This is a genomic window from Aeromonas sp. V90_14, from assembly GCF_029967615.1.
GTDB lineage: Bacteria > Pseudomonadota > Gammaproteobacteria > Enterobacterales > Aeromonadaceae > Aeromonas > Aeromonas hydrophila.
Map to the genome: position 1 here is coordinate 16,106 of NZ_JASCAS010000009.1, position 22,645 is coordinate 38,750.

A 22,645-nucleotide genomic window follows, 5' to 3' on the forward strand; every position below is an offset into this window, starting at 1 on the left:
GCGGTGGCGGAATTGGTCAGTGGCGGGGGATTTGTTGCGTGAAACACTTGCGCCCTGAGCCTATCTTGGGATAATTCGCTACCCTGTTTCGCCGAGCGATGAAATGACGAACAATTTCGCGCCTCGTCGGCGAGGTGGAACGATGAAACAACGAGCAATTCATCTCGGTCGTCTGTGATCAGCACGACGAGATAACGAGCAATCCATTTATGTGGTCTGTGACCCAGACCGATGCAATAACGAGCAATTTGATTATGCCAGTGACCCAAGATGTGTTTAACGAAGACGGCAAGTTCATGCGCAAGATCCGCAGCTTTGTCCGTCGCGAAGGCCGCCTGACCAAAGGGCAGGAGAAGGCCCTGGAAGAGCTCTGGCCGGTCATGGGTATCGATTTCGCACCGGAGCCGCTCGATCTGGTTGCCCTGTTTGGCCGCGAGGCCCCGGTGGTGCTGGAAATCGGCTTCGGCATGGGCGCCTCCCTGGTGGAGATGGCCAAGAATGCCCCCGAGAAGAACTTCATCGGCATCGAAGTGCACTCGCCGGGTGTCGGTGCCTGCCTCGGTACCGCCCAGGAGGCGGGAGTCACCAACCTGCGTGTCATCTGCCACGACGCGGTCGAGGTGCTGGAGCACATGATCCCGAACGGCTCGCTCGCCTGCCTGCAGCTGTTCTTCCCGGATCCCTGGCACAAGAGCCGTCACCACAAGCGCCGCATCGTGCAGCCGGCCTTTGCCCAGGACATTCGCCAGAAGCTGGCCATCGGTGGCGTGTTCCACATGGCCACCGACTGGGAAAACTACGCCGAGCACATGCTGGAAGTGATGAGTGCTGCCGAGGGGTATGAGAACACCTCCGCCACCGGCAACTGGGTGCCGCGTCCCGACTGGCGCCCGCTGACCAAATTCGAACAACGTGGCCACCGTCTCGGCCACGGGGTGTGGGATCTGATTTTCAAACGTGTCAACTAACTGAAGGAGCTATCATGGCCAATCGTAGCCGCCGCCTGCGCAAGAAACTGCGCGTCGATGAATTCCAGGAAATGGGCTTCGACATCAGTTTCAACTTCCCGGTCGGTACCGCCGAAGAGACCATCGATGCGGTAGTCGACGCGATGATCGATGAAGTGATCGAACCCCGCAAGCTGGCTTTCGCCGGCTCCGGCCACCTGGCCTGGGAAGGGATGATCTGCACCCAGCAGCTGGGCAAATGCAGCGAAGAAGACCGCGCCGCCGTCAAAGCCTGGCTGGAAGGCAAGGGGATGGAAGCCGTGGTGGTCACCGAGCTGTTTGACCTCTGGTACGGTGAACCGGCCTGATGACAGGCTGGCTGTGGCAGGCGCCCCGGTGTCGACAGCCTGCGACAGCAGATAGACAAGTCCCGCCGCTGGCGGGATTTTTGTCGGTGGTGATGGGATCGCCACGTTAGTTATGGAATCGCTTATGGTGTTGTCATCCGAATTACTGGCCAGCATCCTGGATGAGGTGCGCCCGCTGCTCGGACAGGGCAAGGTGGCCGACTACATTCCGGCGCTGGCCCAGGTGCCGGCCGACCGGCTCGGGATCGCCGTCTGTACCGTGGAAGGGGAGCTGTTCACCGCCGGTGACGCCAGCGAGCCCTTCTCCATCCAGAGTATCTCCAAGGCCCTGAGCCTGACGCTGGCGCTTACCCTCTATCAGGAAGAGGAGATCTGGGCCCGGGTCGGCAAGGAGCCCTCCGGCCAGCCCTTCAACTCTCTGGTGCAGCTGGAATTCGAGCAGGGCATTCCCCGCAATCCCTTCATCAATGCCGGCGCCCTGGTGGTGAGCGATCTGCTGGAGACCCGCCTCACCGCGCCGCGTCAGCGTACCCTGGAGCTGGTGCGCCGCCTCTCGGGCAATCCGGCCATCATGGCGGATCAAGTGGTGGCCCGCTCCGAATATCAGCACTCTGCCCGCAACGCGGCCATTGCCTATCTGATGAAGGCTTATGGCAATTTCGAGAACGAAGTGGACAAGGTGCTGCAGAGCTACTTCAATGCCTGTGCGATCCGCATGAGTTGCGTCGACCTGGCGCGGGCATTCATCTATCTGGCCAACCGCGGGGTGCCGCTGGGCGCGACGACCCCCTTGCTGCCGGCCCGCACCACCAAACAGGTCAACGCCCTGCTCGCCACCTGCGGCCTCTATGACGAGGCGGGGGATTTTGCCTATCGGGTCGGCATGCCGGGCAAATCCGGGGTCGGTGGCGGCATCATCGCCCTGATCCCGGGGGAATTGTGCGTCTGTGTCTGGTCGCCCGAGCTCAACAAGGCGGGCAACTCGCTGGCGGGCACGGCGGCGCTGGAACTGCTGGCCGAGCGTCTGGGCCGCTCTATTTTTTAACCTTGTCACTCTGAATCGAGAGATCACCATGAAACGAATAATGAGCTTGTTACGGGCCACCCTGGCAACCTTGCTGCTCTGGCATGCCCTGCCGACCCTGGCTGCCGAACTGCCACCGCTTTCGCTGACGGATGCCAACGCCAAGCAGGCGGTCATTCTGGATACCCGCGCCAGCTACTTCTATCAGGGCTGGCCGATGGAGGGCGAGCAGCAGGGCGGCCACGTGGTCGGCGCCGAGAACCTCTCCGCCGAATGGAAGTACAGCGATGAGGAGTGGCCGGCGGCGCTGGCGACCAAGGGGCTGAAGGCCGATCGGCCGGTGGCGCTCTACGGTGCCCCGCGCGAGGTGGCCGAAGTGGCTCGTCTGCTGCGCCAGCAGGGCATCAAGCAGCTGTTCGAGCTGCAGGGCTGGAAAACCGCGCCGCGCGAGCATCTGGCCCGCTGGCAGCAGCTGGTCTACCCGCGCTGGCTGGCCGACCTGCAGGAGGGCAAGCCGGTGGTGGCTGCGCCCAAGGGTGACTGGAAGCTGTTCGAGGTGGCGTGGGGTTCACCCAAGGCCTATCTGTTGAGCCACATCCCGGGGGCCGGCTACATCGACACCAACCGGCTGGAAGAGGAGCCGCTGTGGAACAAGGTCTCTGACGAGGCGCTCAAGGCGCTGCTGCTGGAGAACGGCATCCGCCACGATACCACCGTCATCCTCTACGGCCGCAACACCATGGCGGCGGCCCGTGCGGCCCACCTGATGATGTATGCCGGCGTGCAGGACGTGCGGCTGCTGGACGGCGGCCTGGATGCCTGGTTCGTGCAGCATCTGCGCACCGAGACCGGGCTGGCCAACAAGTTCACTCCGGCCAAGGAGTTCGGCGTCGCCATCCCGGCCCATCCCGAGTACTACACCACCCTGAGCCAGGCCAAGGAACTGCTCAAGCAGCCCGACGGTGCCCTGGTCAGCGTGCGCACCTGGGACGAGTTCGTCGGCAATATCTCCGGCTACAGCTACATCAAGCCGAAGGGCGACATTCCCGGTGCCAAATGGGGTCGTGGTGGTGTCGATGCCAACAGCATGAGCGACTTCCACAACCCGGACGGCACCATGAAGCCGGCCCGCGAGATCCTCGCCATGTGGGACGAGTGGAACATAGAGCCGACCCAGCAGGCCGCCTTCTACTGCGGTACCGGCTGGCGCGCCTCCGAGGCGTTCTTCTACGCCTGGCTGATGGACTGGAAGCGGATCAGCGTCTACGACGGTGGCTGGTACGAGTGGAGTTCCGATCCCAAGAACCCCATCGTGACCGGCGAGCGCAAGCCCGCAAAGTAATCGACGACGATGACAAAACAGGCCGGACCCATGTCCGGCCTTTTTGTACCCGCTCGGGCCTGCGCCAGCCGGACACTACACTTTGCGAGTGACAATCAGGTCGATGCAAGGAGTGACTGATGAGACGGATATGGCTAGGCCTGCTGGTGGCAGGCGTGCTGGGACAGGGGGCGATGGCCGCGGAGCGGGATCGCTATCTGGTGCAGCTGAAACCGGGGGCGGAGGCGGCGGTGCTGGCCCAGAGCAAGGGAATGGGGGGCGAGCTGGCCCTGGCGCTGCCCGAGCAGCACGCGCTGGCGCTCTGGTTGCCGGGGGCGGCGGCCACGGCGCTGGCGCACAATCCCAACGTGCTCTGGGTGGAGCCGGACGCCAAACGCTATGCCAGCGCCGAGACCCTGCCCTACGGCATTCCCATGGTGCAGGCGCCGCAGCTCAGTGACGCGGCGGCGGGAGAGGTGCTGGTGTGCATCATTGACTCTGGCTACAGCGGTGGCCACCCGGACCTGCCCCACGGGGCCCAGGTGCAGGGCAGCAACGATGCCGGCACCGGCAGCTGGAGCAGTGACGAGAACGGCCACGGCACCCACGTGGCAGGCACCATCGCCGCCGTGGGCGGCAACGATCTGGGGGTCGTCGGAGTGCTGCCGAACCAGAGCGTGCCGCTGCAGATCGTCAAGGTGTTCGGGGCCAACGGCTGGGCCTACTCCTCCAACCTGGTGGGAGCGCTCAATGCCTGCAAGCAGGGGATGAGCAACCGGGGATTCACCCGCATGGTCATCAACATGAGTCTGGGGGGCAGCGTGCCCAGCAAGACCGAGGAGCAGGCGTTCAATCAGGCCTATGGGCAGAACGTGCTGAGCGTGGCGGCAGCGGGCAATGCGGGCAACACCAGCAAGTCCTATCCCGCCTCCTACGGCAGTGTGGTGAGCGTGGCCGCCATCGATGCCAACAAGCAGCTGGCTTATTTCTCCCAGCGCAACGATCAGGTGGAGCTGGCGGCTCCCGGTGTCTCCGTGCTCTCCACCGTGCCGACCGGCTACGCCTACTACAGCGGCACCTCGATGGCGACGCCGCACGTGGTCGGGGTGGCGGCGCTGGTCTGGTCGCAGCGATTGGAGTGCAGCAACGATCAGCTGCGCCAGACCCTGCGCAGCAGCGCCCAGGATCTGGGGGCGTTGGGGCGCGACAACAGCTATGGCTACGGCCTGGTGCAGGCGAAGGCGGCGGCAGATCGAATGGCGCTCGGCTGTGGGCCGGGGACCGGTGGCAGTGGCAAGCCGGGTGGGCGCAAGTAGCTGATTGTTGACGTTGATCCCGTTGCGGCAATGGCGGCAAACGGGCTCATCTGGTTGAACTAGGCTGCAGACACCACCCTCGTGGTGAGGGTGAAGCGGGAGGCAAAACAGGCGATGAAGCAACTGATGATGATCCTGGTGTGTGCCCTGGCACTGGTGGCGTGCAGCTCCCAGTACATCATGAGCACCAAGGATGGCAAGATGATCACCACCGACAGCAAGCCCAAGCTGGACGAGAGCACCGGCATGTACCGCTATTACGATACCGAAGGGCGGGAGGTGATGATCAAGAAGGATGACGTCACCCAGATCATGGAGCGTTGAGGCTCTCCGCAAGCAACAAGGGCTGCCCGCGGGCAGCCCTTGTCATTTTCAGCCCTCACACCGTCTGGGGCACCTGGCGGTTCACCTGACCCACGAACAGCTGGTGGAAGCGGGAGTGGGAGTTGGCCAGCAGGCTCACCGGCGAGCCCTGCTCCACCACGGTGCCGGCCTCCATCACCACCACCCGGTCCACCGACAGCAGCGGCTCCAGATGGTGGGCGATCACCAGATAGCTGGCCTCGGGCCGGTAGCGATAGAGCAGCTCCGCCATCTTGCGCATGCCGATGTGATCGAGATCCGAGGTGGCCTCGTCCAGCACGATGAGCGGGCGGCGTGACAGCAGGATGCGGGCGATCACCAGCAGCTGGGTCTCGCCGGCGGAGAGCTGCAGCTTGTCGAGCTCCTCGTCCAGCCGGCCGGCGCAGCGCTCGGCCAGCCCGACCCGCGCCAGCGCCTGCTCCAGTGCCGCGTCGTCGTGCTCGGTCAGGGGGGCCAGATTGGCACGCAGGGTACCGAAGAAGGTGAGCGGGATCTGGGAGACGGTGTCGTAGAGATCGCGCACCGCCTCCGGTGCCAGCCGGGACAGCGGCTGCTCGCCGTAGTAGATCTCCCCCTGGGAGGCGGGATACATGGCCTGCAGCACCCCCAGCAGCGAGCTCTTGCCGGCGCCGGTGCGGCCGCACACGCCGACCTTCTCGCCGGGGGCCAGCTCGAAGTTGACCTTGTGCAGCGCCCACTGGCTGGCCTGCGGATAGCGCAGCCCCAGGTTGTCGAAGCGCACCGCAGGGTGAGGAGTGGCGAGGGCCTCCCCCTCCTGACGCTCGCTCTCTATTTCGCTGTATTCGCGCACCCGCTCCACCGCGTTCATCACCTGCTCCACCTCGGCGAAGGTGCGGATGAGGGAGTTGAGCATGGCGGAGGCGGTAAAGGCGTAGGTGATGGCCACGGCCCCCAGCAGCGAGCTGTTGCCAAAGGCCACCATCAGTGCCACGGCGCCCACCAGGGCGGCGGAGAGCAGGGTCTGGTGCATGCCGAGCCAGCGGTTGATGGAGGTGGTGGTGTACCAGCTGCGCAGGTTGTTGTCATAGTGCAGCAGCACCTGATCCAGCGCGAAACGCTCGGCCCCGGCCAGGCGCAGGGCGGGGGCGCCGCGGATGGTCTCGCTGATGCTGATGTAGAGCGGCGAGCGCAGCACCGACGCCTGTCGCCGCAGCTTGAGCTGCACCGCCCGGTAGCGGCGCTGCAGTACATAGAGGGCCCAGCCCACCAAAGGGGCGATGAGCAACAACAGCGGCATGTTGACGCCGATCACCACCACCTGCAGCGCCACCGACACCAGCATGCCGAACAGCCCCATCAGCATGGAGAGCAGGATCTCCTGGGCTTCCCCCAGATCCCGATCGAAGCGGTTGAGGATGCGCCCCTGCGGCACCTTGTCGAAGAAGGCCATGGGGGCGCGGCTGATGCGCCCCAGCATGCCGTCGAACAGGGTCCAGGCCAGCTTGAGGCCGAGTTTGTAGTTGATGACCCGTACCACCATGATGCAGGTGAGAGAGCCCGTCCCCAGCAGCACATAGATGCCGAGCAGCTCGCTCACCCCGGTTACCCCGGCCTTGCCGCCGAGCCAGAGATCCGAGGCGATGCGCAGCCCTTCCTGGCCCAGGGTGAGCAGCAGGGCGAGCAGGATGGCGCCGGGGGCGGCCAGGCGCTGCCACATGAAGCCGAACAGCCCCCAGTCCACCTTGCCCTCCACCACCTTCTCCTCGCTGAACTGCTCCGCCTCCTGAGGCGGCACCGGCGGGGTGGGGCGGGGATGCTGGATGAGGTCCGCCAGCTGGTGGGCATCGAGCTCCACCAGTCGGCCCTGCTCGATGCGGATCACCCGATCGCAGTGGGCCAGCACGTCCGGGTCGTGGCTCACCAGCAGCCGGGTCGGCCCCGGCTTGAAGGCGAGCCCCTGCTCCAGCACCTGGGCCGAGACGATGGGGTCGAGCGCCGAGAGCGGGTTGTCCAGCAGCAGGATGTCGGCCTGGGCGTAGAGGGCGCGGGCCAGCGCGACCCGCTGTTGCTGGCCGCCGGAGAGGCGGGTGCCGAGCTCGCCTACCAGGGTCTGATCGCCATGGCTGAGTAGGGTGAGGTCGGCGCCCAGAGCACAGGCCCCCAGCACCCAGCGATAGCGCTCGCCATGCCAGGGCTGACCGAACAGGATGTTGTTGCGGATGGTGTCGTTCATCAGCCAGGGCTTGTGGCCCAGATGGGCGACCCGGCCGTGGCGACGGATGCAGCCCGCGAAGCCGTTGTCGAAACCGGCGATGAGGTGCAGCAGGCAGCTCTTGCCCGTCCCGGTGGCACCGGTGATCCCCACCAGTTCCCCCGGCTCGATGTGCAGGCTGATCCCCTCCAGCACCGGTTTTTGCTGGTGCAGGGCGGTGACGTTGTCGAGCTGCAGGCCGCCTACCGGCAAGCTGGGATCGGTGAGATCACGGTGTTGCTCGGGGCTGTTGAGGAACTCGCATAACCGGTTGAAGCCGGTGTTGAAGTTGATCAGGGTGCGGATGAGGTAGGGTAGCCGCATCATGGGGATGCGCAGCACGGTGAACAGGGCGATGGTGGTGAACACCTGGGGCAGGGTGAGCTCTCTACCCGAGACCAGATAGGTGGTGAAGGTGGCCAGGGTCACCAGCAGCGGGGTGCTCAGCATCAGGCTCTCGTTGATGGCATCGAGCCTGAGCACCCGCCCCAGCACCCCCAGCTCCTGCTGGCGCTTGTGGCCGGCGGCCCGGGTGAAGAAGGCGCCGAGCCCGTTCTGGCGCACCAGCCGCAGCTTCTTGATGTACTCCGCCAGGATGCCGTTGCGCTCGTCCTGCTGACGCTTGAGCTGCTGCTCCTGCTGGTTCATGCGCCGCACCACCCGGGTGGAGATGAGCAGCAGCAGGGTGAGCACGGCGAAGCCGACCAGGCCGGCGCTGCCCACCTGCCACACCAGCAGGGCGATGGTGCCGAGCAGTTGCAGCAGCATGGTGAGCGGCATGGCGGGGTCAGCAAGAATCCAAGTAATGTCCCACACGTCCCGGTTGATGAGGTTCTGCACCCGGCCACCGGCCCGGTCGTCGAAGCTCTTGCCACCCAGCTTCATCACCTTGGCGAGCAGGGACTCGGCCAGCAGGCGGCGGATGGGCACGTGCATCTTGAGCGCCAGTTGCAGCGAGTGCTCCGCCAGCATGCCGGAGGCGAGCACCGAGGCAAACAGGGCGAACGCCAGCAGCAATTTCTGCTCGGTGGGGGCGCCGGCACCGAGCTGGGTCATGCTGTGGTTGAGCAGCCAGGGGCTGGCCAGGGTCGCCAGCATGCCGAGCATTTGCAGCAGGGTGAGCAGGCCAATGCGCCCGCGATAATGGCGCCAGATGAAGGCGGTGATGGGCCAGGGGCGCACCGGCTGGGCGGCGGTGAGTGCGAGGAAGGCGTCGGCACGGCCATCGCGCCTGTCTTCCGGCAGCAGGGGATAGAGATCGTCGAGGTTGACCTGGGGCTCGCTCAGCCCCTTGCGCTGCAGCGGGCCGGTCCAGTGATAGAAGAGGCGGCTCAGCCAGCCGGCCGAGATTTCCGGATGATCCAATGGGTGTCCTTATTATTTTGTGCTGCTTCCAGAGGGGCGGGGCGACTCATGGGTCGCCCTCGATATTGTCGTCTTGCTGCGGGCGCGAACCCGGCGGGATCAGCGATCCCGATTCATGCGGATGAGCCGGTCCAGGATCTGCTCACCATCGACCCGCAGGCCGTTGTGTTCGTATTCGTTGGTGATCCAGGCGCGGCTGTTGCCCAGCCCCTTGAGGGTGTCGCGGCAGTAGTCGAACTCCACGTACATGTCCTCGGCATAGACGGCGCAGGCCACCGGCACAGTGTTGCGGGCCAGCTGCGCCGGGTCGTAGAGGGGACCCCAGTCCGCTTTCTGGGCCAGCAGGTGAGCGGCCTCCTTCAGCGGGATGAGCTCGCGGAACTGCTCGAACATCCAGGGGAAGATCATCTCGCCGGTGAAGGCGAAATCCTTGCCCGGTGCCCAGGCCAGGGCCGGGTATTCGCTTCTCACCCGCTCGGCCGCCCAGTTGCTGGCGCTCCCTTCGCAATAGATGGACTCGTGCAGGATGGCGAACACCGGGTTGGTGTTGAACGGCTGCATGGCCTGCACTTGGTAGAGGAAGGCTGGATTGAGCCGCTCGCCGATGAAGGCGTCTTCCAGCAGGTAGTAGAGCTCCTCGAAGGCGCCGCTGGCCCCCAGATCCAGCCCCTGCTGCTGCAACTGCTCCACCGTCAGGCGCTGGCCGTTGGGCAGGCGCACCTCATGGCTGTGCAGGTGGTTGGCCAGCCGGTTGGCGATGGCCTGGGCGTGGGGGAAGCGGGCGAAGAAGGCGCGGTTCTTGTCTGCCACTCGCTGGTAGGTGGCGCGGTAAACCTCGTCGGCACTGCGGCCGATGGGGGCCACCCCGCCGGTGAGGTAGACCTCGTGCAGGCTGTCCGGGAACTGGGAGAGGTAGGTGAGGCTGCAAAAACCGCCGAAGCTCTGGCCGAGCAGGCTCCAGGGGCGCCCCGGGCTCAGCACTTCGCGAATGTATTCGGCGTCGCGCACTATGCTGTCGGCGCGAAACTGGCCGAGGTACTCCGCCTGCTGTGGGGCGGTGAGCTGGGCCAGCGCCTCGGCGCTGATGGGGCTGGAGTGGCCGGTACCGCGCTGATCGAGCAGCAGCACCCGAAACTCCTGCAGGGCCCGCTTGATCCAGCCGCTGTCGGCGGTCGGACGCGGGGCACCAAAGCCGGGCCCACCCTGCAGGAACAGCAGCCAGGGCAGATCGTCGTGCAGCCGGTCCTGGCGACAGAGGGTGCGGCCGAACAGGGTGAGGGTCTCCTCGTCATCCGGTCGCTGGTGGTCGAGGGGCACGGTGAAGAAGCGGGGCTCGCAATGGATGCCATCCAGCACGTAACGCAACGGGCTGCTCATCTGGGGTCTCCCTGAGGGTAGGAAAATCGTCGGCCTCATCATAGCCCCGGTGTGGGAACGGGTCACGTCGGTTTTCCAAATTGTTAACATTGTCACGAAGGGAAAACGGACGGTGGCAGCGTGATGAATTTATTGTCGGCAAGGGAGTTGACGGCGCCGGGCGGCTGCACAAAGATGGCTCGCCTGCCGACGGGGCAGGGGTCGTAACGGGACGAGGTGGGCTTGATGAAGCCTAAGTGGATACGATTTCGCAAAAAAGAGAAACGGGTAAACCCGGAGGGTGTGCTGCAGACCGGCTTGCTGCTGTTCAGTGCCACCTGCGGAGCGACCCTGCTGCTGGCAACCTGCAACGGCAGCTGACCGAAATGAAAAAAGCCCGCTCGATGAGCGGGCTTTTCAAATTTGGCTCCTCCTACTGGACTTGAACCAGTGACATACGGATTAACAGTCCGCCGTTCTACCGACTGAACTAAGGAGGAATTGTGGTGCCCAGAGACGGAATCGAACCGCCGACACGGGGATTTTCAATCCCCTGCTCTACCGACTGAGCTATCTGGGCAACGGCGCGCATTAAACCCTTTCTGAACGGATGTGTCAACCGCAGGGCGTAGATAGTTGGACTGTTCGCTCGACAAGTGAGCAATCAGGGCGTTTGTTGGGCGGTTTGGCCCGTTTTCATCCTGGGCGGCAGGTCAGCAGATAAAAAAAGGGGGCCTGAGGCCCCTTGGTCACAACTGTGGTACTCCTCAGTGGCGGCTGACGATGATCCGCCCGGTGCTCATGTCACGGGCCTGGCCGGTGACGCTGATCTTGAGCCCGTATTCGGGCAGCAGGCGACCGGCATCCAGGATCTCCTTGCTCTGGTAGCTGCGGGAATCCTTGAACACCCGGTTCGGGGTGATCCAGAAGTCGCGCAGCAGGGAGCCGCTCGGGTGCTTGAGGTTGAGCGGCTGCTGGAAGCCCAGGCTGAAGGTGGCGTCGTGGATCTGGTAGCGGGTGCCGGCCACGGCGCCGTCGCTCCACTTGAGGGTGCGCTGATCCGCATCCACCACCCCGAGGAAGCCCTCACCCGGGTGGACGCCCACCCAGTTGTTGGCCTGGCTGTTGTCCACGTACCAGAGCAGCATGCCCGGCTCGTAGCGCATCAGCTGGTCGGCCACGTTGATGTGGGCCAGCCCCTTGTCCACCCCGGCGTGGTTGCGCCACTCGGCCAGGTAGTAGTGATCCTTGGCCTCGTTGCCGTTGCTCTTCACAAAGCCGGCCAGGGTAAAGGCAGAGCTGCCCTCGGCCCCGTCGCTCAGCAGGGTATCGCCATCGGCGAGGATCTGCAGCTCGTCCACGAACAGCCCGTTTTCGGCCACGCCGCCATCGCTCTGGTATTGCAGAGTGAGGGTGACCTGCTGACCGGCCCAGGGGGTGAGATCGAACTCGGCATCGGTCCAGCCGTTGGAGTTGCCGGTGATGCCGATCCCGAAGCCCACCCCGTTGGGATCGTCGCTGGTGGTCAGGTTGCCCGCGATGGGCTGGCCGTTGACCAGCACCCTGGCGTAGTCGTATCCCTCTTCAATCTGATACCAGGCCTTGAAGCCGAGGCTGGCGCTCTGTTTGCCGCTCAGATCCAGCTTGAGGCTCATGCGGTTGTCGAGGTTGTTGCCCTTGCCGCCATGGTATTGGTACTGGCCGGCGTAGGGCGGGTTGAGCGGGATCTGCTTGGCCGGCAGGTTGATGCGCACCACATCGTCGTTGCGCCCCTTGTCGTTGGCCTGATCCAGCATGTAGACGTTGCCGCGGGGGCTGAGATCGGCGAGCTGCACGTTGCTGCCGTGCAGCCAGTTGCCGCCGAGGGAGGCCTGCAGGAACTCCTTGGCCCAGGCGGAGAACCCGGTCGGCTCGGTGCCGCCGATGACCCCGGCCCAGGAGCCGGAGGACATGATGGACCAGGTCGCCACCGGTTCCCCCTTGCCGGTGTACTTGGTGTCGTATTCGTCCGGCAGCCCCAGATCGTGGCCATATTCGTGGGCACAGACCCCGGCCGCCGCATCGATGGGCTGGATGGTGTAGTCGTAGGCGGCAAACTGGCCGCCGAAGTTCTGGCTCGGGCTGCTGGTGCCGGGGATGGGGTAGGGGGCGCCCAGATTCCAGCGATGGGCCCAGATGGCGTCTTCACCGAGATCGCCGCCACCGGCCTCCTCGCCGACGCTGGAGTGGAAGATCATCAGGTGGTCGATGAGTCCGTCCGGCTCGTTGCGGTTGCCGTTGCCGTTGAGATCGTAGCGATCCTCCTGGTCAAACTGCGCCAGATCGATAGATGGGTCGTTCGCCACCTGGATCAGCGCCTCCTTCACCAGCTCCCGGATGGTGTTGGGGGTGGCGTTGGCGCCGTAGTAGGCGGCGTTCTTGTCGGCGGTATACCAGCCCGCCACCTGACCGCGCACGCTGTAGCTCTGGCCGGACTGCTGCTCGTAGAACTGGCGCATGGAGATGAACCGCTCGCCGTTCGGGCCGGCATAGCCCTTGGACGAGAACAGCAGATCGTTGTAGTGCGCCGGGGTGTAATCCGGGTAGTACATCTTGGTGAGCTCGGGGCGCACGCTGTTCTTCGGATAGTCCGGGAAGTCCACCAGGATGGCGAGGATCTTGTCCTTGCGCATCTGGCCCTGGTAGTGCTCCCGCTCGATGGCCTTGAGCAGCAGGGTGGGTACCCGATCGCCGGGACGGGCGGTGCCGTTGAGGCGGATCTTCTTGAGGATGGTTTCGCGCACCTTGCCCTCTTTCACCGCCAGGGTGCCGCTGTTGCCCTGATAGGCCCGCGATTTCTCGCGATAGTAGCTGGCGAGGGCCGCCTGCTCCTGCTCGGGGGAGGCCAGGGTGGGGATGCGGCCGCTCTTCTTGAGCATCTCCAGCACCTTCACCTCGTCGGCCAGCGGGGCATCGAACGGACCGTGGACCGGGGCGGCCATGGTCTGGTTTCCAATCATAAGGGTTGAGCCGACAAGCAGGCCCATTATTGTTTTTTTAGGCATTATCTATGTGCTCCTTCACATGATAAAAAGGGAGCCTGGCTGGCTCCTCTTTCCGTACGGGCAGTGCTCCGCCCACGTCCCTTGATACACCTCGTTCATGGCCTTTGTCATCGGGGCGCTGCTGGTGGATCCTGCTGATTTCAAACGGCTTGTTGCGGGGGTTGTGCGGTTTTCCTGTGTCTCGTTGAAGCTCCATATGGAGCAATTCATTCCCGGCAAAAGATTACGCTTTATTAACCTTTTGTGATGGCACCCCATTTGGGGTGGCCGCCGCCTGCTGCTTATCTTGGCTTGCCGCATTGAGCCAAGGTGGCTGTGCGGGTATGCTTTGCCGCAACCATGCCTGTCGGGCAGGGGCACAGCCGATACGGCGCCCGCCCACGCGGGCATTTGATACCAACACAGTCGCATCTGGGGTTAATATGAGTCTTGATATGCAAGAGTGGCGCGAAGAGACCACCGCCATCGTCAACGAGTTGCTGGCCGATGGCAGCAACCCGGATCTGGAATACGAGATTGAGCACCACTTTGCCTGCCAGGATTTCGATCTGCTGGAGAAGGCGGCGGTCGACCTGTTCAAGGCCGGTTTCGAAGTGACCGATGCCGAAGAGATGGAGCTGGATGACGGCGCCACCATCTTCTGCTTCGACGCCACCACCGAGTGCAAGCTGGACATCGAGACCATAGTTGCGGACATCGCCAAGATGTTGCCCATCCTCGAAAAATACGGCGTGGACTACGATGGCTGGGGCACCTACTTCCAGGAGTAAGGTACCCGCTCACGCACGCGTTGCAGCAACAACAAGGCCACCCTCGGGTGGCCTTGTTGTTGCTGGCTTACAGCTCCGGCAGCTGGTAGCTGCGGGCAAACTCGGCGGGGGGCAGGGGGCGGCTGAACAGATAGCCCTGCAGCCGATCGCAGCCGGCTTGCACCAGCCACGCTTGCTGCTCCTGCGTCTCCACCCCTTCGGCGGTGATCTTGATGCCGAGCTCGTGGCCCAGCCCGATGACGGAGCGCACGATGGCGGTGGTCGCCTGGTTGGTGGCCAGCCCCTGGGTGAAGCTGCGGTCCAGCTTGAGGGTGGCCACCTGCAGCCTGGGCAGATAGGCGAGCGAGCAGTAACCGGTGCCGAAGTCATCGATGGCAAGCTGAAAACCGGCCTCGATCAGGTTGGCCAGGTTGCTCTCAATCTCGTCGGCATTCTCCATCAGCACCCCTTCGGTGATCTCCAGCTCCAGCTGCCAGGGGGCGAGCCCGTGGCGTTCGATGCAGGCGAAGATCTGCGGGCAGAGCTCGGGGTCGCGAAATTGCAGCGGCGACAGGTTGATGGAGAGCACCAGATCCGGTGCCGCCACCTGCCAGCGGGCCAGCTGGGCACAGCCCTGCTCCAGCATGTGGCTGCCGAGCAGGCCGATGAGCCCCAGCTCCTCCGCCAGCGGGATGAACTCGTCCGGCGAGATCATGCCGAGCTCGGGGTGGGGCCAGCGGCAGAGCAGCTCGGCCCCGTGCAGCTGGCTGGTGCGGGTGCTGATGATGGGCTGGTAGACGGCCGTCAGCTGGCCGGACTTGATGGCCAGCGGCAATTGGGCGGCGATCAGCTGGCGGCGCTTGAGCTTGGCATCGAGTTCTGGGTCGAACAGGGTGCAGTGCTGCTGCTGGCGCTTGCCCTGGGCCAGCGCGGCTTCGGCGTGGCTCAGCAGGCGCTCGGCGTCGTTGGCCTTGCCGTGGGCGATGCCGAGGAACACCGGGATCTGGATCCTGTGTTCTTCCACCTGGTAGGGCACCATCAGCGCCCCCTGCAGGCGGCTGCTCCAGCTGGTCAGCGGCTCGCTCAGCTCGGGCAGCAGCATGGCAAAATCGTCGGCAGCGACCCGGCACACCAGCGACTGGGGCGGGGCCAGCTGTTGCAGGCGGCGGGCCACCTGATTGAGCAGCCGGTCGGCGACCCGGATGCCGAAGCGGTCGTTGATCTCGCGAAAGTGCTGCAAATCGACCAGCACCAGGCTCGCCTTGCGGGCGCCGAGATGACGGCTGGTCTGCAGAAAGTGGGAGAGCTTGAGCAGGCCGGTCAGGCTGTCGTAGTGCTGCTCCTGCTGCAGCTGGGCCTGGGTGGTGCGCAGCCCGGTGATGTCGCGGCTCAGGGTGAGGATGCCGAGGGAGTTACCCTCGTCGTCCGGGACATCGACCCGGGTGACTTCCAGATGGCGGCCCTGGCCGTTGGCGTCCACCAGGCAGTATTCACCGCGCCCCATCGGCAGCTCGGTGGAGAGACGGTGGGCGACCCGCTGGCCGAGCGCCTCGCTCGCCACCATGCCCATGAAGTCGAGAAAGGCCTGGTTGCAGTCGATCAGCAGCCCCTGGTGGTCTTCCAGCCGGATCGGATCCGGGATGGCGTCCAGCAGGCGGCGTTGCAGCAGCTGCTGCTGGCGGAAGGTCTGCTCCAGCTCCTTGCGCTGGCCAATTTCATTGACCATGCCGAACAGGGCCACCGGTTTACCTTGCGCGTCGTAGAGTGGGATCTTGTGGATCTCCATCCAGCTGGTGGCATCGCCGCTGCTGCAGTGCAACTGCTGATAGAGCAGCGGTTTACCCTCCGCCAGCAGGCGCAGATCCTCTTCCCGAAAGATGTCGCCCCAGGGCATGTCGGCATCGGTCTTGCCGATGAGATCCGCCGGTTGCGACAGGCCCGCCTGTTCCGAGAAGGCGCGGTTGGCAAACAGGTAGCGCCCATCCGTATCCCGGCAGAAGATATTCATGGGTAGCTGGTCGATGATCTGCTGCAGCAGGGGCAGGGTGAGCAAGGAGTTCACACAGACACTCACGGGGGAAATTTCGAGCAAATCTATGATAGCAGGCTGGTTTTGTAAAGCTTGGGTTAAGGCTGACTCATTTCTGCCGATCCCTGCTGACAGTCTGTGTCGCTGACGCCATAATAGCCGCCGGTCGGCCGATGGCCGGATTATATGGATGAGAGAAGCAGCATGAAAAAAATTGTGGGAGTAGCACTGGCCCTGTTGATGGCCGGTTGTGCCAGCGACAACAATGGCGGCGAACAGTACCGCTATACCCCGCCGGTAGCCAAGGCGACCAACAACACCCAGGAGATGCAGATCCCGGTGGATCTGGTGTGGGCCCGTGCCGAGAAGTGGTTTGGCGATCACGGTCTTAACATCGAGAACAGCCAGCGCGGCTCCGGCCTGATGACCGCCAACGTCGAGAATTCGGCCGACGGTCTGGAGTGGCTGGATTGCGGTACCATGGGTTCCAAGGTCGCACTGGGCAACCCCAACCTGCAGATCAACCTGATCATCACCCAGAGCGGCAACAACAGCGTGGCGACCGTCAACGTCAAGGGCAACACCCAGCTCTACTTCGTCGAGTCCTCCGGCGAGCGGGTACTGGCACCCTCCATCACCCCGGTGTGCGTCTCCCGTGGCAGCCTGGAACAGAGCCTGTTCTCTACCCTCGGCAATTAAGTTGCGCCGAGTGCCAGCAAAAACCCCGTTGCTTGCAACGGGGTTTTTGTTTTTGGCCCGCTAGCCGGGCAGGGCCGGCCAGCCCTGCTGGCGAAAGCGGCCAGGCGCCATCCCGCTCGACTGCTTGAATGCCTTGGCAAAGGAGGCCTCCGACTGATAGCCGACCCGCTGCGCCACCTCGCCGAGGGGGAGCTGATCCGGGTGGCGCAGCAGCTCGGCCGCCCGTACCATCCGCACCCGCACCATGAACTCCCAGACGCTGCAGCCCAGTCGTTGGCGAAAGTGGCGAAAATAGGTGGCGCGGGACATGGTGGCCAGCGCCGCCAGTTCATCCACGCTCCAGGGATGGGCCGGGTCGGCCAGCATGGCCTGCAGCGAACGTCCCAGCCTCGGGTCCTGCAGGGCGCCGACCAGCCCGAGCGCCCCGTGCGGATCGCTGGCATGGGCCCGCAGCCCCATGGCCAGCAGCACCTGACTGAGGGCCGTCAGCACCGCCCCCGAGCCCTGCTGCTCGCGCAGCAGCTCCTGGTGGATCAGGCTGAGCACCAGGCTCAGCGCCTGTTGCGACTCGCTGGCGAGCAGCGGGATGCAGAGCGGGCTGGGCAGGGCATCCAGCAACAGCGGTCGCAGCGGCCCCTGATAGCGGTACTCGCCGCACAGAAACTCCACCTGATCGCCGCCATCGCCCCTTCGCGGCAGCAGCCCGTCGCCCGGCTCGGCCAGGGCCAGGGTGTCGCCTTCCCGCCAGATGGTATGGGGCTCGCCACCGGGCAGCAGCAGCAGATCGCCCGGTCGCAGGACCACGTCATCGCTCTGCGCCGTGCTGACCCGGATCTCTCCTTTCATCAGCAGGTGAAACGGCATCACCCCGGCCGGGCTCTGCTCATGGGGCAGCCTGAAACCGCCGCGATAGAGGCAGCGCACGTCGAACGTGCCCTGGATGCCGGCCTGGCTGATCAGCTGGTCTATCTGATTCATGATTCCATTTGACTGTTATTTGCGTCTTTAAAGTATTAAACGACTCACCCCTCGATGCAATACTGGTTTCATCGAGCAGGCTGGGGCCTGTTCTGCCAAACCGGAGAGTCAAGATGCAAGACTGGGATCAATACCGTAAAGAGTTGATGGGCCGCGTCATGGAGCTGGGCACCCTGAGCCCGGATACCCTCAAGGGCTATCAGCAGCTGTCATCCGCCGGCAGCAAGAGCGGCGTGCTCGATGGCAAGACCCGCGAGCTCATCTCGCTGGCGGTGGCCGTCACGACTCGCTGCGATGGCTGCATCGCCGTCCATGCCGATGCCGCCCTCAAGCAGGGGGCCAGCCGGGCGGAGATTGCCGATGCACTGGGTGTCGCCGTTGCCATGAATGCCGGGGCCGCCATGGTCTATTCCGCCCGGGTGCTGGATGCCATCGATCGTTGAGGCCGTGCGGGGCCGGCTGCGGCCGGCCCATGAGGAGTAAGGATGTTGATATTCAATCGCTTGCTGGCCGTGCTCGCGGGTGGTGATCGTCTGGGCGCAACCCTCTGCCGGATTGCCGTCGGGGTCGTGTTCATCTGGATCGGACTTTTGAAGTTCATCCCCTACGAGGCGGACAGCATCACCCCTTTCGTGGCCAACAGCCCCTTCATGTCGTTCTTCTATGAACATCCGGACCAGTATCGTCAGCACCTCAATCACGAGGGGGAGCTGGTGCCGGAAAACCGGGCCTGGCACGAGCAGAACAACACCTATGGCTACTCCCATGGCCTGGGCGTGGTGGAACTGGTGTTCGCCCTGCTGATCCTGGCCAATTTCCGCTTTCCCCTGCTGGGATTGATCGGGGCCCTGATGGCGTTTCTGACCCCCTTCGTCACCTTCAGCTTTCTGGTGTTCACGCCGGAAACCTGGGTGCCGGCGCTGGGCGATGCCCACCACGGTTTCCCCTATCTGTCGGGAGCGGGGCGGCTGGTGCTGAAGGACATCATGATGCTGGCGTGTGGTTACATCGCCATGGTGGATTCGGCCAGGACCCTGCTGGCCAGACGTGGATGAGTGACCCTGCCTGCCGTTTGCCGCACCCTGCCGGGTGCGGCTTTTTTATGGGGCGCGAGGCATGCATAAAAAAGCCCCCGACGGGGCCGGGGGCTTGCAGCAGGTTGCCGCGTTAGCGGGCGACGTCGCCGTGAAACAGCGTCTGCTCGCCGGCTTTGAGCACATAGCCCTTCCAGGGGAAGAGGGCGTAGCCGCTGCCTTGCCACGACCAGTTGCCTTCCGCCCCTTGGCGGGTGAGCAGGTGCTGCTCGCCGCTCGGCAGGGTCAGCTCGGCCTGGCTCTGATCGGCGTTGAACAGCACGAAGGCGCTGCTGGTCTGGCCGGCATCGGTCGGATTGAGCCGGATACCCTGCTCGAACAGTCGCACGCACTGCTTGGTCAGCGCCGACCACTGATAGCCCGCACTGCCGATGCAGCCGTGGCTGTCGCGATCACCGCCAACCAGATGTTGTTCCGGGGTACTGCAGGCCGCCAGCAGCAGGGAGGCGGCCATCAGGGTCAGGGTGCGCATGCTTACTCCTTGGCGTCCCGTTCGATGACGATGTTGGAGAAGCCCAGCTCCTTGAAGTAATTCTCCCGGTAATCCTTCACGCTCTTCTTGTCGCGCCGGCACACCTGGGCCAGCTGCTCTTCCATGGCGTGGAAGCTGGCCAGGTTGATCCCCTCGGCAGCGGCAATGGCATCGTAGATGCTGTTGAACTTGTCGTTGGCGTAGCCAATCTCTTTGGTTTTTTTGCCGTAGGTGTAGGTAATCTTGAACGCCATGGCGTTATTCCTTTGATTTGGCCTGCTTGCGCTGGACGTACAGATAGAGGCTCTCGACCTTCTCTCTGGCCCAGGGGGTCTTGCGCAAGAACTTCAGGCTGGACTTGATGCTGGGATTATCGGTGAAGCAGCGGATATTGATCTGCTGTCCCAGCTCTTCCCAACCGTAGTGTTCGACCAGCGCGGTGACGATGGCTTCCAGGGTCAGCCCATGCAGCGGGTTGTTCTTCTGCGAGGAGGCGGGTTGCTCGCTCATGCCTGCGCCGCCAGCTTCGCAAAGGGCTGACCCATGCGGGTGGTGACCCCGTTGGCCAGATGGGGCTCGAAACCGGCCAGCATGCCCGGGCCAAACAGACAGACCACGGTACTGCCCAGCTTGAACAGGCCCATCTCGGCGCCTTTTTGCAAGGTGATGGCTTCGTCGCCGCTGTAATCCCAGCGCACGACGCGCTTCTCTTTGGTCGGCGCTATGTTGCCGGCCCAGATGGTCTCGATGCTGGCCACGATAGTGGCACCGACCAGCACCAGCGCCATGGGGCCGTGCGGGGTGCGGAAGGTGGCGACCACCCGCTCGTTGCGGGCAAACAGGTTGGGCACGTTCTCGGCGGTGAGCGGGTTGACGGAGAAGAGATCCCCCGGCACGAACACCATGCTCTCCAGCACGCCGTCCAGCGGCATGTGGATGCGGTGATAATCCTTGGGCGCCAGGTAAATGGTGGCGAAGTCGCCATCCTTGAACGGTGCCACCAGGTCCTCATAACCGCCCAGCAGCTCACGGGCGCTGTAGTCGTGGCCCTTGGCCTGGATGATGCGACCCTGCTGGATGGGGCCGAGCTGGCTGACGGTGCCATCCACCGGCAGCGCCAGGGTCATGGCATCCTCGACCAGGGGGCGGATCCCCGGCTTGAGTTCGCGGGTGAAGAATTCGTTGAAGCTCTTGTAGTGGGCCGGACTCTCGTGCAGCGCCTCGCTCATGTCGACCTGGTACTGCTTGATAAAGGCCTCGATCACCCTGGTGGTGAGGTTGCCTGCTTCGGCAGCCGCAAGTTTGCCGACCAGGCGGGAGAGGGCGTGTTTGGGCAGACAGTATTGACCGGCAATTTTCAGGTTGTCAGTAATGCTCATGTTCATCATCAAGGTAGGTTGAATAGGGTTACAGCCGCGCCTGTTGGCGACCGTGACGGGCTTCCTGCATGGTTTCCAGGATGCGGTGATAGTTGTGGAAGCGATCGGCGCTGATGGCGCCACTGTCGACGGCGGCCCGCAGGGCGCAGCCGGGATCGTCCTTGTGGGTGCAGTCGCGGAACTTGCAGCCACCCAGGTAGTCGCGAAACTCGACGAAGCACCAGGTGATGCGGTCGGCTTCCAGATGCCAGAGGGCGAACTCGCGGATCCCGGGGGAGTCGATCAGATCGCCGCCGCTCGGGAAGTGATAGAGTCGCGCCGTGGTGGTGGTGTGCTGGCCGAGCCCCGAGTTCTCGGAGATCTCGCCGGTGAGCACATCCAGCCCCGGCATCAGGGCATTGGTGAGGGACGACTTGCCGACCCCGGACTGGCCGACGAAGATGCTGATCTTGTCGGTCAGGGCGGCTTTCAGCTCATCGAGCCCTTCGCCGCTCTCGCAGCTTACCAGCAATACCTCGTAACCGAGCTTGCGGTAGGTTTCGAGCTGGCGCTCGATGCGGGCACGAGCCGCGTCATCGAGCATGTCGACCTTGTTCAGCACGATCAGGGGGCGGATCTCCACATCTTCGGCGGCCACCAGATAGCGGTCGACGATGTTGGTGGAGAACTCGGGCATCACCGCCGAGACGATGATGATCTGGTCGATGTTGGCGGCGATGGGTTTAACCCCGTCGTAGAAATCCGGCCGGGTCAGCACCGAGTGACGCGGATGCACCGCCTCGATGACGCCGGCAGTCGCGGCATTGAGGCCGGGACGCCACACCACCTTGTCGCCGCACACCAGGCTGCTGATGCTGCTGCGCCGCAGGTTGCTGCGGTGGATGGCGCCATCGCTCGCCTCGACGTCTGCGTGCTGACCAAAACGGCTGATCACCACCCCTTCGATGGCCGGGCCAAACAGGGTGTCATCCACGACCGTGGTGTGCTCTTTTTGCAGCCGCCGCTCGCGGTTGGCCTGGACGCGCCTTTGTTGACCCAGATTGAGTTTTGCTTTCTTTGCCACTCGATTCGCCAGTTTATGAACAGATCCAAAGCCAGTATGATACATGCAAATTGGCAAAATTCCGCCATTCCTCCCAATAGAGAGAGCAATCATGACAGTCAGCGCGCAGAACCTGGTATGGATCGACATGGAGATGACGGGTCTGGACCCCGAACAGAATGTGGTACTGGAGATCGCCACCATCGTCACCGACAAGGACCTGAACGTGCTGGCCGAAGGGCCGGTCATCGCCATTCACCAGAGCGACGAAGAGCTGGCCAAGATGGACGACTGGAACGTCAACACCCATACCAACAGTGGTCTGGTGGCCCGGGTCAAGGCGAGCCAGCACGATGAGGCGAAAGCCGTCGCCGAGACCCTCGAGTTCATTCGCCAGTGGGTGCCGGAGCGCACCAGCCCGCTGTGCGGCAACAGCATCGGCCAGGATCGTCGCTTCATGGTCAAGCACATGAGCGAGCTGGAAGCCTTCTTCCACTATCGCAACGTCGACGTCAGCACCATCAAGGAGCTGGTACGCCGCTGGCAGCCGGCACTGCTGGATCAGTTCAAGAAGAGCGGTACCCATCAGGCGCTGGACGACATCCGCGAATCCATTGCCGAACTGCAGTTTTACCGCAGTCACGTCTTCAAGATCTGAGTCTGCGGCAAGGGCTTGTGCTCTCCCGGTTGCTAAAATCGACAGTTCGACCAGCTTTTGAGCGAACGCGCGCAACCAGACAAAAAAGCCCTTGCAATTGGAATGTCTGCTCTTATAATTCGGCTCCCGTACAGTAGCGCAAGCAACCAAATGCTGTACGGCCGTTTTAAGGTAGTTGCGGGAATAGCTCAGTTGGTAGAGCACGACCTTGCCAAGGTCGGGGTCGCGA

The 22,645-nt window shown here is 63.8% G+C and carries 22 protein-coding genes and 2 tRNA genes; 12 read left to right on the forward strand and 12 right to left on the reverse strand.

Going from position 1 to position 22,645, the window contains the following annotated elements; genetic code table 11:
• Nucleotides 1-254: 254 nt before the first annotated feature.
• The 6 genes from trmB to QLG02_RS09195 all read left to right on the forward strand — a co-directional run bounded on the left by trmB (nt 255) and on the right by QLG02_RS09195 (nt 5,300).
• A complete protein-coding gene (gene trmB, locus QLG02_RS09170; protein WP_017410916.1) occupies nt 255-968 on the forward strand; it encodes a tRNA (guanosine(46)-N7)-methyltransferase TrmB in 714 nt (237 codons plus the stop codon).
• Nucleotides 969-982: 14 nt separating this feature from the next.
• Nucleotides 983-1,315, forward strand: coding sequence for a YggL family protein (locus tag QLG02_RS09175; RefSeq protein WP_011707230.1), 333 nt, complete (start codon nt 983-985; stop codon nt 1,313-1,315).
• Nucleotides 1,316-1,439: 124 nt separating this feature from the next.
• Nucleotides 1,440-2,360: a glutaminase B gene (gene glsB, locus QLG02_RS09180; protein ID WP_029299132.1), complete on the forward strand. Its 921-nt coding sequence runs from the start codon at nt 1,440-1,442 to the stop codon at nt 2,358-2,360.
• A 28-nt stretch (nt 2,361-2,388) separates the two neighbouring features.
• Entirely contained in the window at nt 2,389-3,681 is a 1,293-nt protein-coding gene (locus QLG02_RS09185; protein ID WP_282465025.1) for a sulfurtransferase, read from the forward strand.
• Between the two features lie 119 nt (nt 3,682-3,800).
• A complete protein-coding gene (locus QLG02_RS09190; RefSeq protein WP_282465026.1) occupies nt 3,801-4,976 on the forward strand; it encodes a S8 family peptidase in 1,176 nt (391 codons plus the stop codon).
• 114 nt (nt 4,977-5,090) lie between these two features.
• Entirely contained in the window at nt 5,091-5,300 is a 210-nt protein-coding gene (locus QLG02_RS09195; RefSeq protein WP_016351843.1) for a YgdI/YgdR family lipoprotein, read from the forward strand.
• 55 nt (nt 5,301-5,355) lie between these two features.
• Here QLG02_RS09195 and QLG02_RS09200 read toward each other — a convergent pair whose 3' ends face one another.
• Both QLG02_RS09200 and QLG02_RS09205 read right to left on the reverse strand, forming a co-directional pair.
• Nucleotides 5,356-8,916 (reverse strand): ATP-binding cassette domain-containing protein, encoded by a 3,561-nt coding sequence (locus tag QLG02_RS09200; RefSeq protein ID WP_282465027.1) that lies wholly within the window; start codon nt 8,914-8,916, stop codon nt 5,356-5,358.
• Nucleotides 8,917-9,015: 99 nt separating this feature from the next.
• On the reverse strand, nt 9,016-10,293 hold the full coding sequence (locus QLG02_RS09205) for an alpha/beta hydrolase (RefSeq protein ID WP_282465028.1): 1,278 nt from the start codon (nt 10,291-10,293) through the stop codon (nt 9,016-9,018).
• Between the two features lie 225 nt (nt 10,294-10,518).
• Here QLG02_RS09205 and QLG02_RS09210 point away from each other — a divergent pair, with 225 nt between their 5' ends.
• Complete coding sequence (locus QLG02_RS09210; protein ID WP_011707223.1) at nt 10,519-10,653, forward strand: hypothetical protein; 135 nt, start codon at nt 10,519-10,521, stop codon at nt 10,651-10,653.
• A gap of 43 nt (nt 10,654-10,696) precedes the next feature.
• Here QLG02_RS09210 and QLG02_RS09215 read toward each other — a convergent pair.
• The 3 genes from QLG02_RS09215 to QLG02_RS09225 all read right to left on the reverse strand — a co-directional run bounded on the left by QLG02_RS09215 (nt 10,697) and on the right by QLG02_RS09225 (nt 13,316).
• A tRNA-Asn gene (locus QLG02_RS09215) sits at nt 10,697-10,772 on the reverse strand.
• A 4-nt stretch (nt 10,773-10,776) separates the two neighbouring features.
• A tRNA-Phe gene (locus QLG02_RS09220) sits at nt 10,777-10,852 on the reverse strand.
• Nucleotides 10,853-11,039: 187 nt separating this feature from the next.
• Complete coding sequence (locus QLG02_RS09225; RefSeq protein ID WP_348994626.1) at nt 11,040-13,316, reverse strand: immune inhibitor A domain-containing protein; 2,277 nt, start codon at nt 13,314-13,316, stop codon at nt 11,040-11,042.
• Between the two features lie 422 nt (nt 13,317-13,738).
• Between QLG02_RS09225 and rraB the strand changes: the two genes are divergently transcribed.
• Nucleotides 13,739-14,086: a ribonuclease E inhibitor RraB gene (rraB, locus tag QLG02_RS09230; RefSeq protein ID WP_076360509.1), complete on the forward strand. Its 348-nt coding sequence runs from the start codon at nt 13,739-13,741 to the stop codon at nt 14,084-14,086.
• 67 nt (nt 14,087-14,153) lie between these two features.
• Here rraB and QLG02_RS09235 read toward each other — a convergent pair whose 3' ends face one another.
• Entirely contained in the window at nt 14,154-16,127 is a 1,974-nt protein-coding gene (locus tag QLG02_RS09235; protein WP_282465030.1) for an EAL domain-containing protein, read from the reverse strand.
• A 171-nt stretch (nt 16,128-16,298) separates the two neighbouring features.
• Between QLG02_RS09235 and QLG02_RS09240 the strand changes: the two genes are divergently transcribed.
• Nucleotides 16,299-16,793, forward strand: coding sequence for a hypothetical protein (locus QLG02_RS09240; RefSeq protein WP_017410927.1), 495 nt, complete (start codon nt 16,299-16,301; stop codon nt 16,791-16,793).
• A 60-nt stretch (nt 16,794-16,853) separates the two neighbouring features.
• Here QLG02_RS09240 and QLG02_RS09245 read toward each other — a convergent pair whose 3' ends face one another.
• Complete coding sequence (locus QLG02_RS09245; RefSeq protein ID WP_282465031.1) at nt 16,854-17,771, reverse strand: AraC family transcriptional regulator; 918 nt, start codon at nt 17,769-17,771, stop codon at nt 16,854-16,856.
• 113 nt (nt 17,772-17,884) lie between these two features.
• Here QLG02_RS09245 and QLG02_RS09250 point away from each other — a divergent pair, with 113 nt between their 5' ends.
• The gene (locus QLG02_RS09250) at nt 17,885-18,214 is read left to right on the forward strand and encodes a carboxymuconolactone decarboxylase family protein (RefSeq protein WP_282465032.1); all 330 of its coding nucleotides are present in this window, start codon (nt 17,885-17,887) and stop codon (nt 18,212-18,214) included.
• A 42-nt stretch (nt 18,215-18,256) separates the two neighbouring features.
• Nucleotides 18,257-18,826: a reactive chlorine resistance membrane protein RclC gene (gene rclC, locus QLG02_RS09255; RefSeq protein ID WP_011707216.1), complete on the forward strand. Its 570-nt coding sequence runs from the start codon at nt 18,257-18,259 to the stop codon at nt 18,824-18,826.
• Nucleotides 18,827-18,938: 112 nt separating this feature from the next.
• On the opposite strand, the gene QLG02_RS09260 is transcribed toward rclC, so the two are convergent.
• Genes QLG02_RS09260 through rsgA form a run of 5 tightly spaced genes read right to left on the reverse strand, consistent with a single transcriptional unit; the run spans nt 18,939 to nt 21,779 of the window.
• On the reverse strand, nt 18,939-19,337 hold the full coding sequence (locus QLG02_RS09260) for a hypothetical protein (RefSeq protein WP_282465033.1): 399 nt from the start codon (nt 19,335-19,337) through the stop codon (nt 18,939-18,941).
• A 2-nt stretch (nt 19,338-19,339) separates the two neighbouring features.
• The gene (locus QLG02_RS09265; protein ID WP_011707214.1) at nt 19,340-19,591 is read right to left on the reverse strand and encodes a DUF2960 domain-containing protein; all 252 of its coding nucleotides are present in this window, start codon (nt 19,589-19,591) and stop codon (nt 19,340-19,342) included.
• A gap of 4 nt (nt 19,592-19,595) precedes the next feature.
• Complete coding sequence (locus QLG02_RS09270) at nt 19,596-19,847, reverse strand: VF530 family protein (RefSeq protein WP_029304353.1); 252 nt, start codon at nt 19,845-19,847, stop codon at nt 19,596-19,598.
• Nucleotides 19,844-20,716: an archaetidylserine decarboxylase gene (gene asd / locus QLG02_RS09275; protein ID WP_017410933.1), complete on the reverse strand. Its 873-nt coding sequence runs from the start codon at nt 20,714-20,716 to the stop codon at nt 19,844-19,846. Before asd ends, QLG02_RS09270 begins: the two co-directional genes overlap by 4 nt.
• A gap of 28 nt (nt 20,717-20,744) precedes the next feature.
• On the reverse strand, nt 20,745-21,779 hold the full coding sequence (gene rsgA / locus QLG02_RS09280; protein ID WP_039215125.1) for a small ribosomal subunit biogenesis GTPase RsgA: 1,035 nt from the start codon (nt 21,777-21,779) through the stop codon (nt 20,745-20,747).
• Nucleotides 21,780-21,870: 91 nt separating this feature from the next.
• On the opposite strand from rsgA, the gene orn reads away from it, so the two are divergent.
• Nucleotides 21,871-22,416, forward strand: coding sequence for an oligoribonuclease (gene orn / locus QLG02_RS09285; protein ID WP_017410935.1), 546 nt, complete (start codon nt 21,871-21,873; stop codon nt 22,414-22,416).
• The last annotated feature ends 229 nt before the right edge of the window (nt 22,417-22,645 follow it).

Coding starts and splice junctions, on each gene's coding strand:
- orn (WP_017410935.1), top strand. CDS start 21,871: ATGACAGTCAGCGCGCAGAACCTGGTATGGATCGACATGGAGATGACG.
- QLG02_RS09205 (WP_282465028.1), bottom strand. CDS start 10,293: ATGAGCAGCCCGTTGCGTTACGTGCTGGATGGCATCCATTGCGAGCCC.
- glsB (WP_029299132.1), top strand. CDS start 1,440: ATGGTGTTGTCATCCGAATTACTGGCCAGCATCCTGGATGAGGTGCGC.
- QLG02_RS09265 (WP_011707214.1), bottom strand. CDS start 19,591: ATGGCGTTCAAGATTACCTACACCTACGGCAAAAAAACCAAAGAGATT.
- rraB (WP_076360509.1), top strand. CDS start 13,739: ATGAGTCTTGATATGCAAGAGTGGCGCGAAGAGACCACCGCCATCGTC.
- QLG02_RS09185 (WP_282465025.1), top strand. CDS start 2,389: ATGAAACGAATAATGAGCTTGTTACGGGCCACCCTGGCAACCTTGCTG.
- asd (WP_017410933.1), bottom strand. CDS start 20,716: ATGAGCATTACTGACAACCTGAAAATTGCCGGTCAATACTGTCTGCCC.
- QLG02_RS09240 (WP_017410927.1), top strand. CDS start 16,299: ATGAAAAAAATTGTGGGAGTAGCACTGGCCCTGTTGATGGCCGGTTGT.
- QLG02_RS09195 (WP_016351843.1), top strand. CDS start 5,091: ATGAAGCAACTGATGATGATCCTGGTGTGTGCCCTGGCACTGGTGGCG.
- rclC (WP_011707216.1), top strand. CDS start 18,257: ATGTTGATATTCAATCGCTTGCTGGCCGTGCTCGCGGGTGGTGATCGT.
- QLG02_RS09260 (WP_282465033.1), bottom strand. CDS start 19,337: ATGCGCACCCTGACCCTGATGGCCGCCTCCCTGCTGCTGGCGGCCTGC.
- QLG02_RS09250 (WP_282465032.1), top strand. CDS start 17,885: ATGCAAGACTGGGATCAATACCGTAAAGAGTTGATGGGCCGCGTCATG.
- QLG02_RS09225 (WP_348994626.1), bottom strand. CDS start 13,316: ATGCCTAAAAAAACAATAATGGGCCTGCTTGTCGGCTCAACCCTTATG.
- QLG02_RS09190 (WP_282465026.1), top strand. CDS start 3,801: ATGAGACGGATATGGCTAGGCCTGCTGGTGGCAGGCGTGCTGGGACAG.
- QLG02_RS09210 (WP_011707223.1), top strand. CDS start 10,519: ATGAAGCCTAAGTGGATACGATTTCGCAAAAAAGAGAAACGGGTAAAC.
- QLG02_RS09245 (WP_282465031.1), bottom strand. CDS start 17,771: ATGAATCAGATAGACCAGCTGATCAGCCAGGCCGGCATCCAGGGCACG.
- QLG02_RS09175 (WP_011707230.1), top strand. CDS start 983: ATGGCCAATCGTAGCCGCCGCCTGCGCAAGAAACTGCGCGTCGATGAA.
- trmB (WP_017410916.1), top strand. CDS start 255: ATGCCAGTGACCCAAGATGTGTTTAACGAAGACGGCAAGTTCATGCGC.
- QLG02_RS09270 (WP_029304353.1), bottom strand. CDS start 19,847: ATGAGCGAGCAACCCGCCTCCTCGCAGAAGAACAACCCGCTGCATGGG.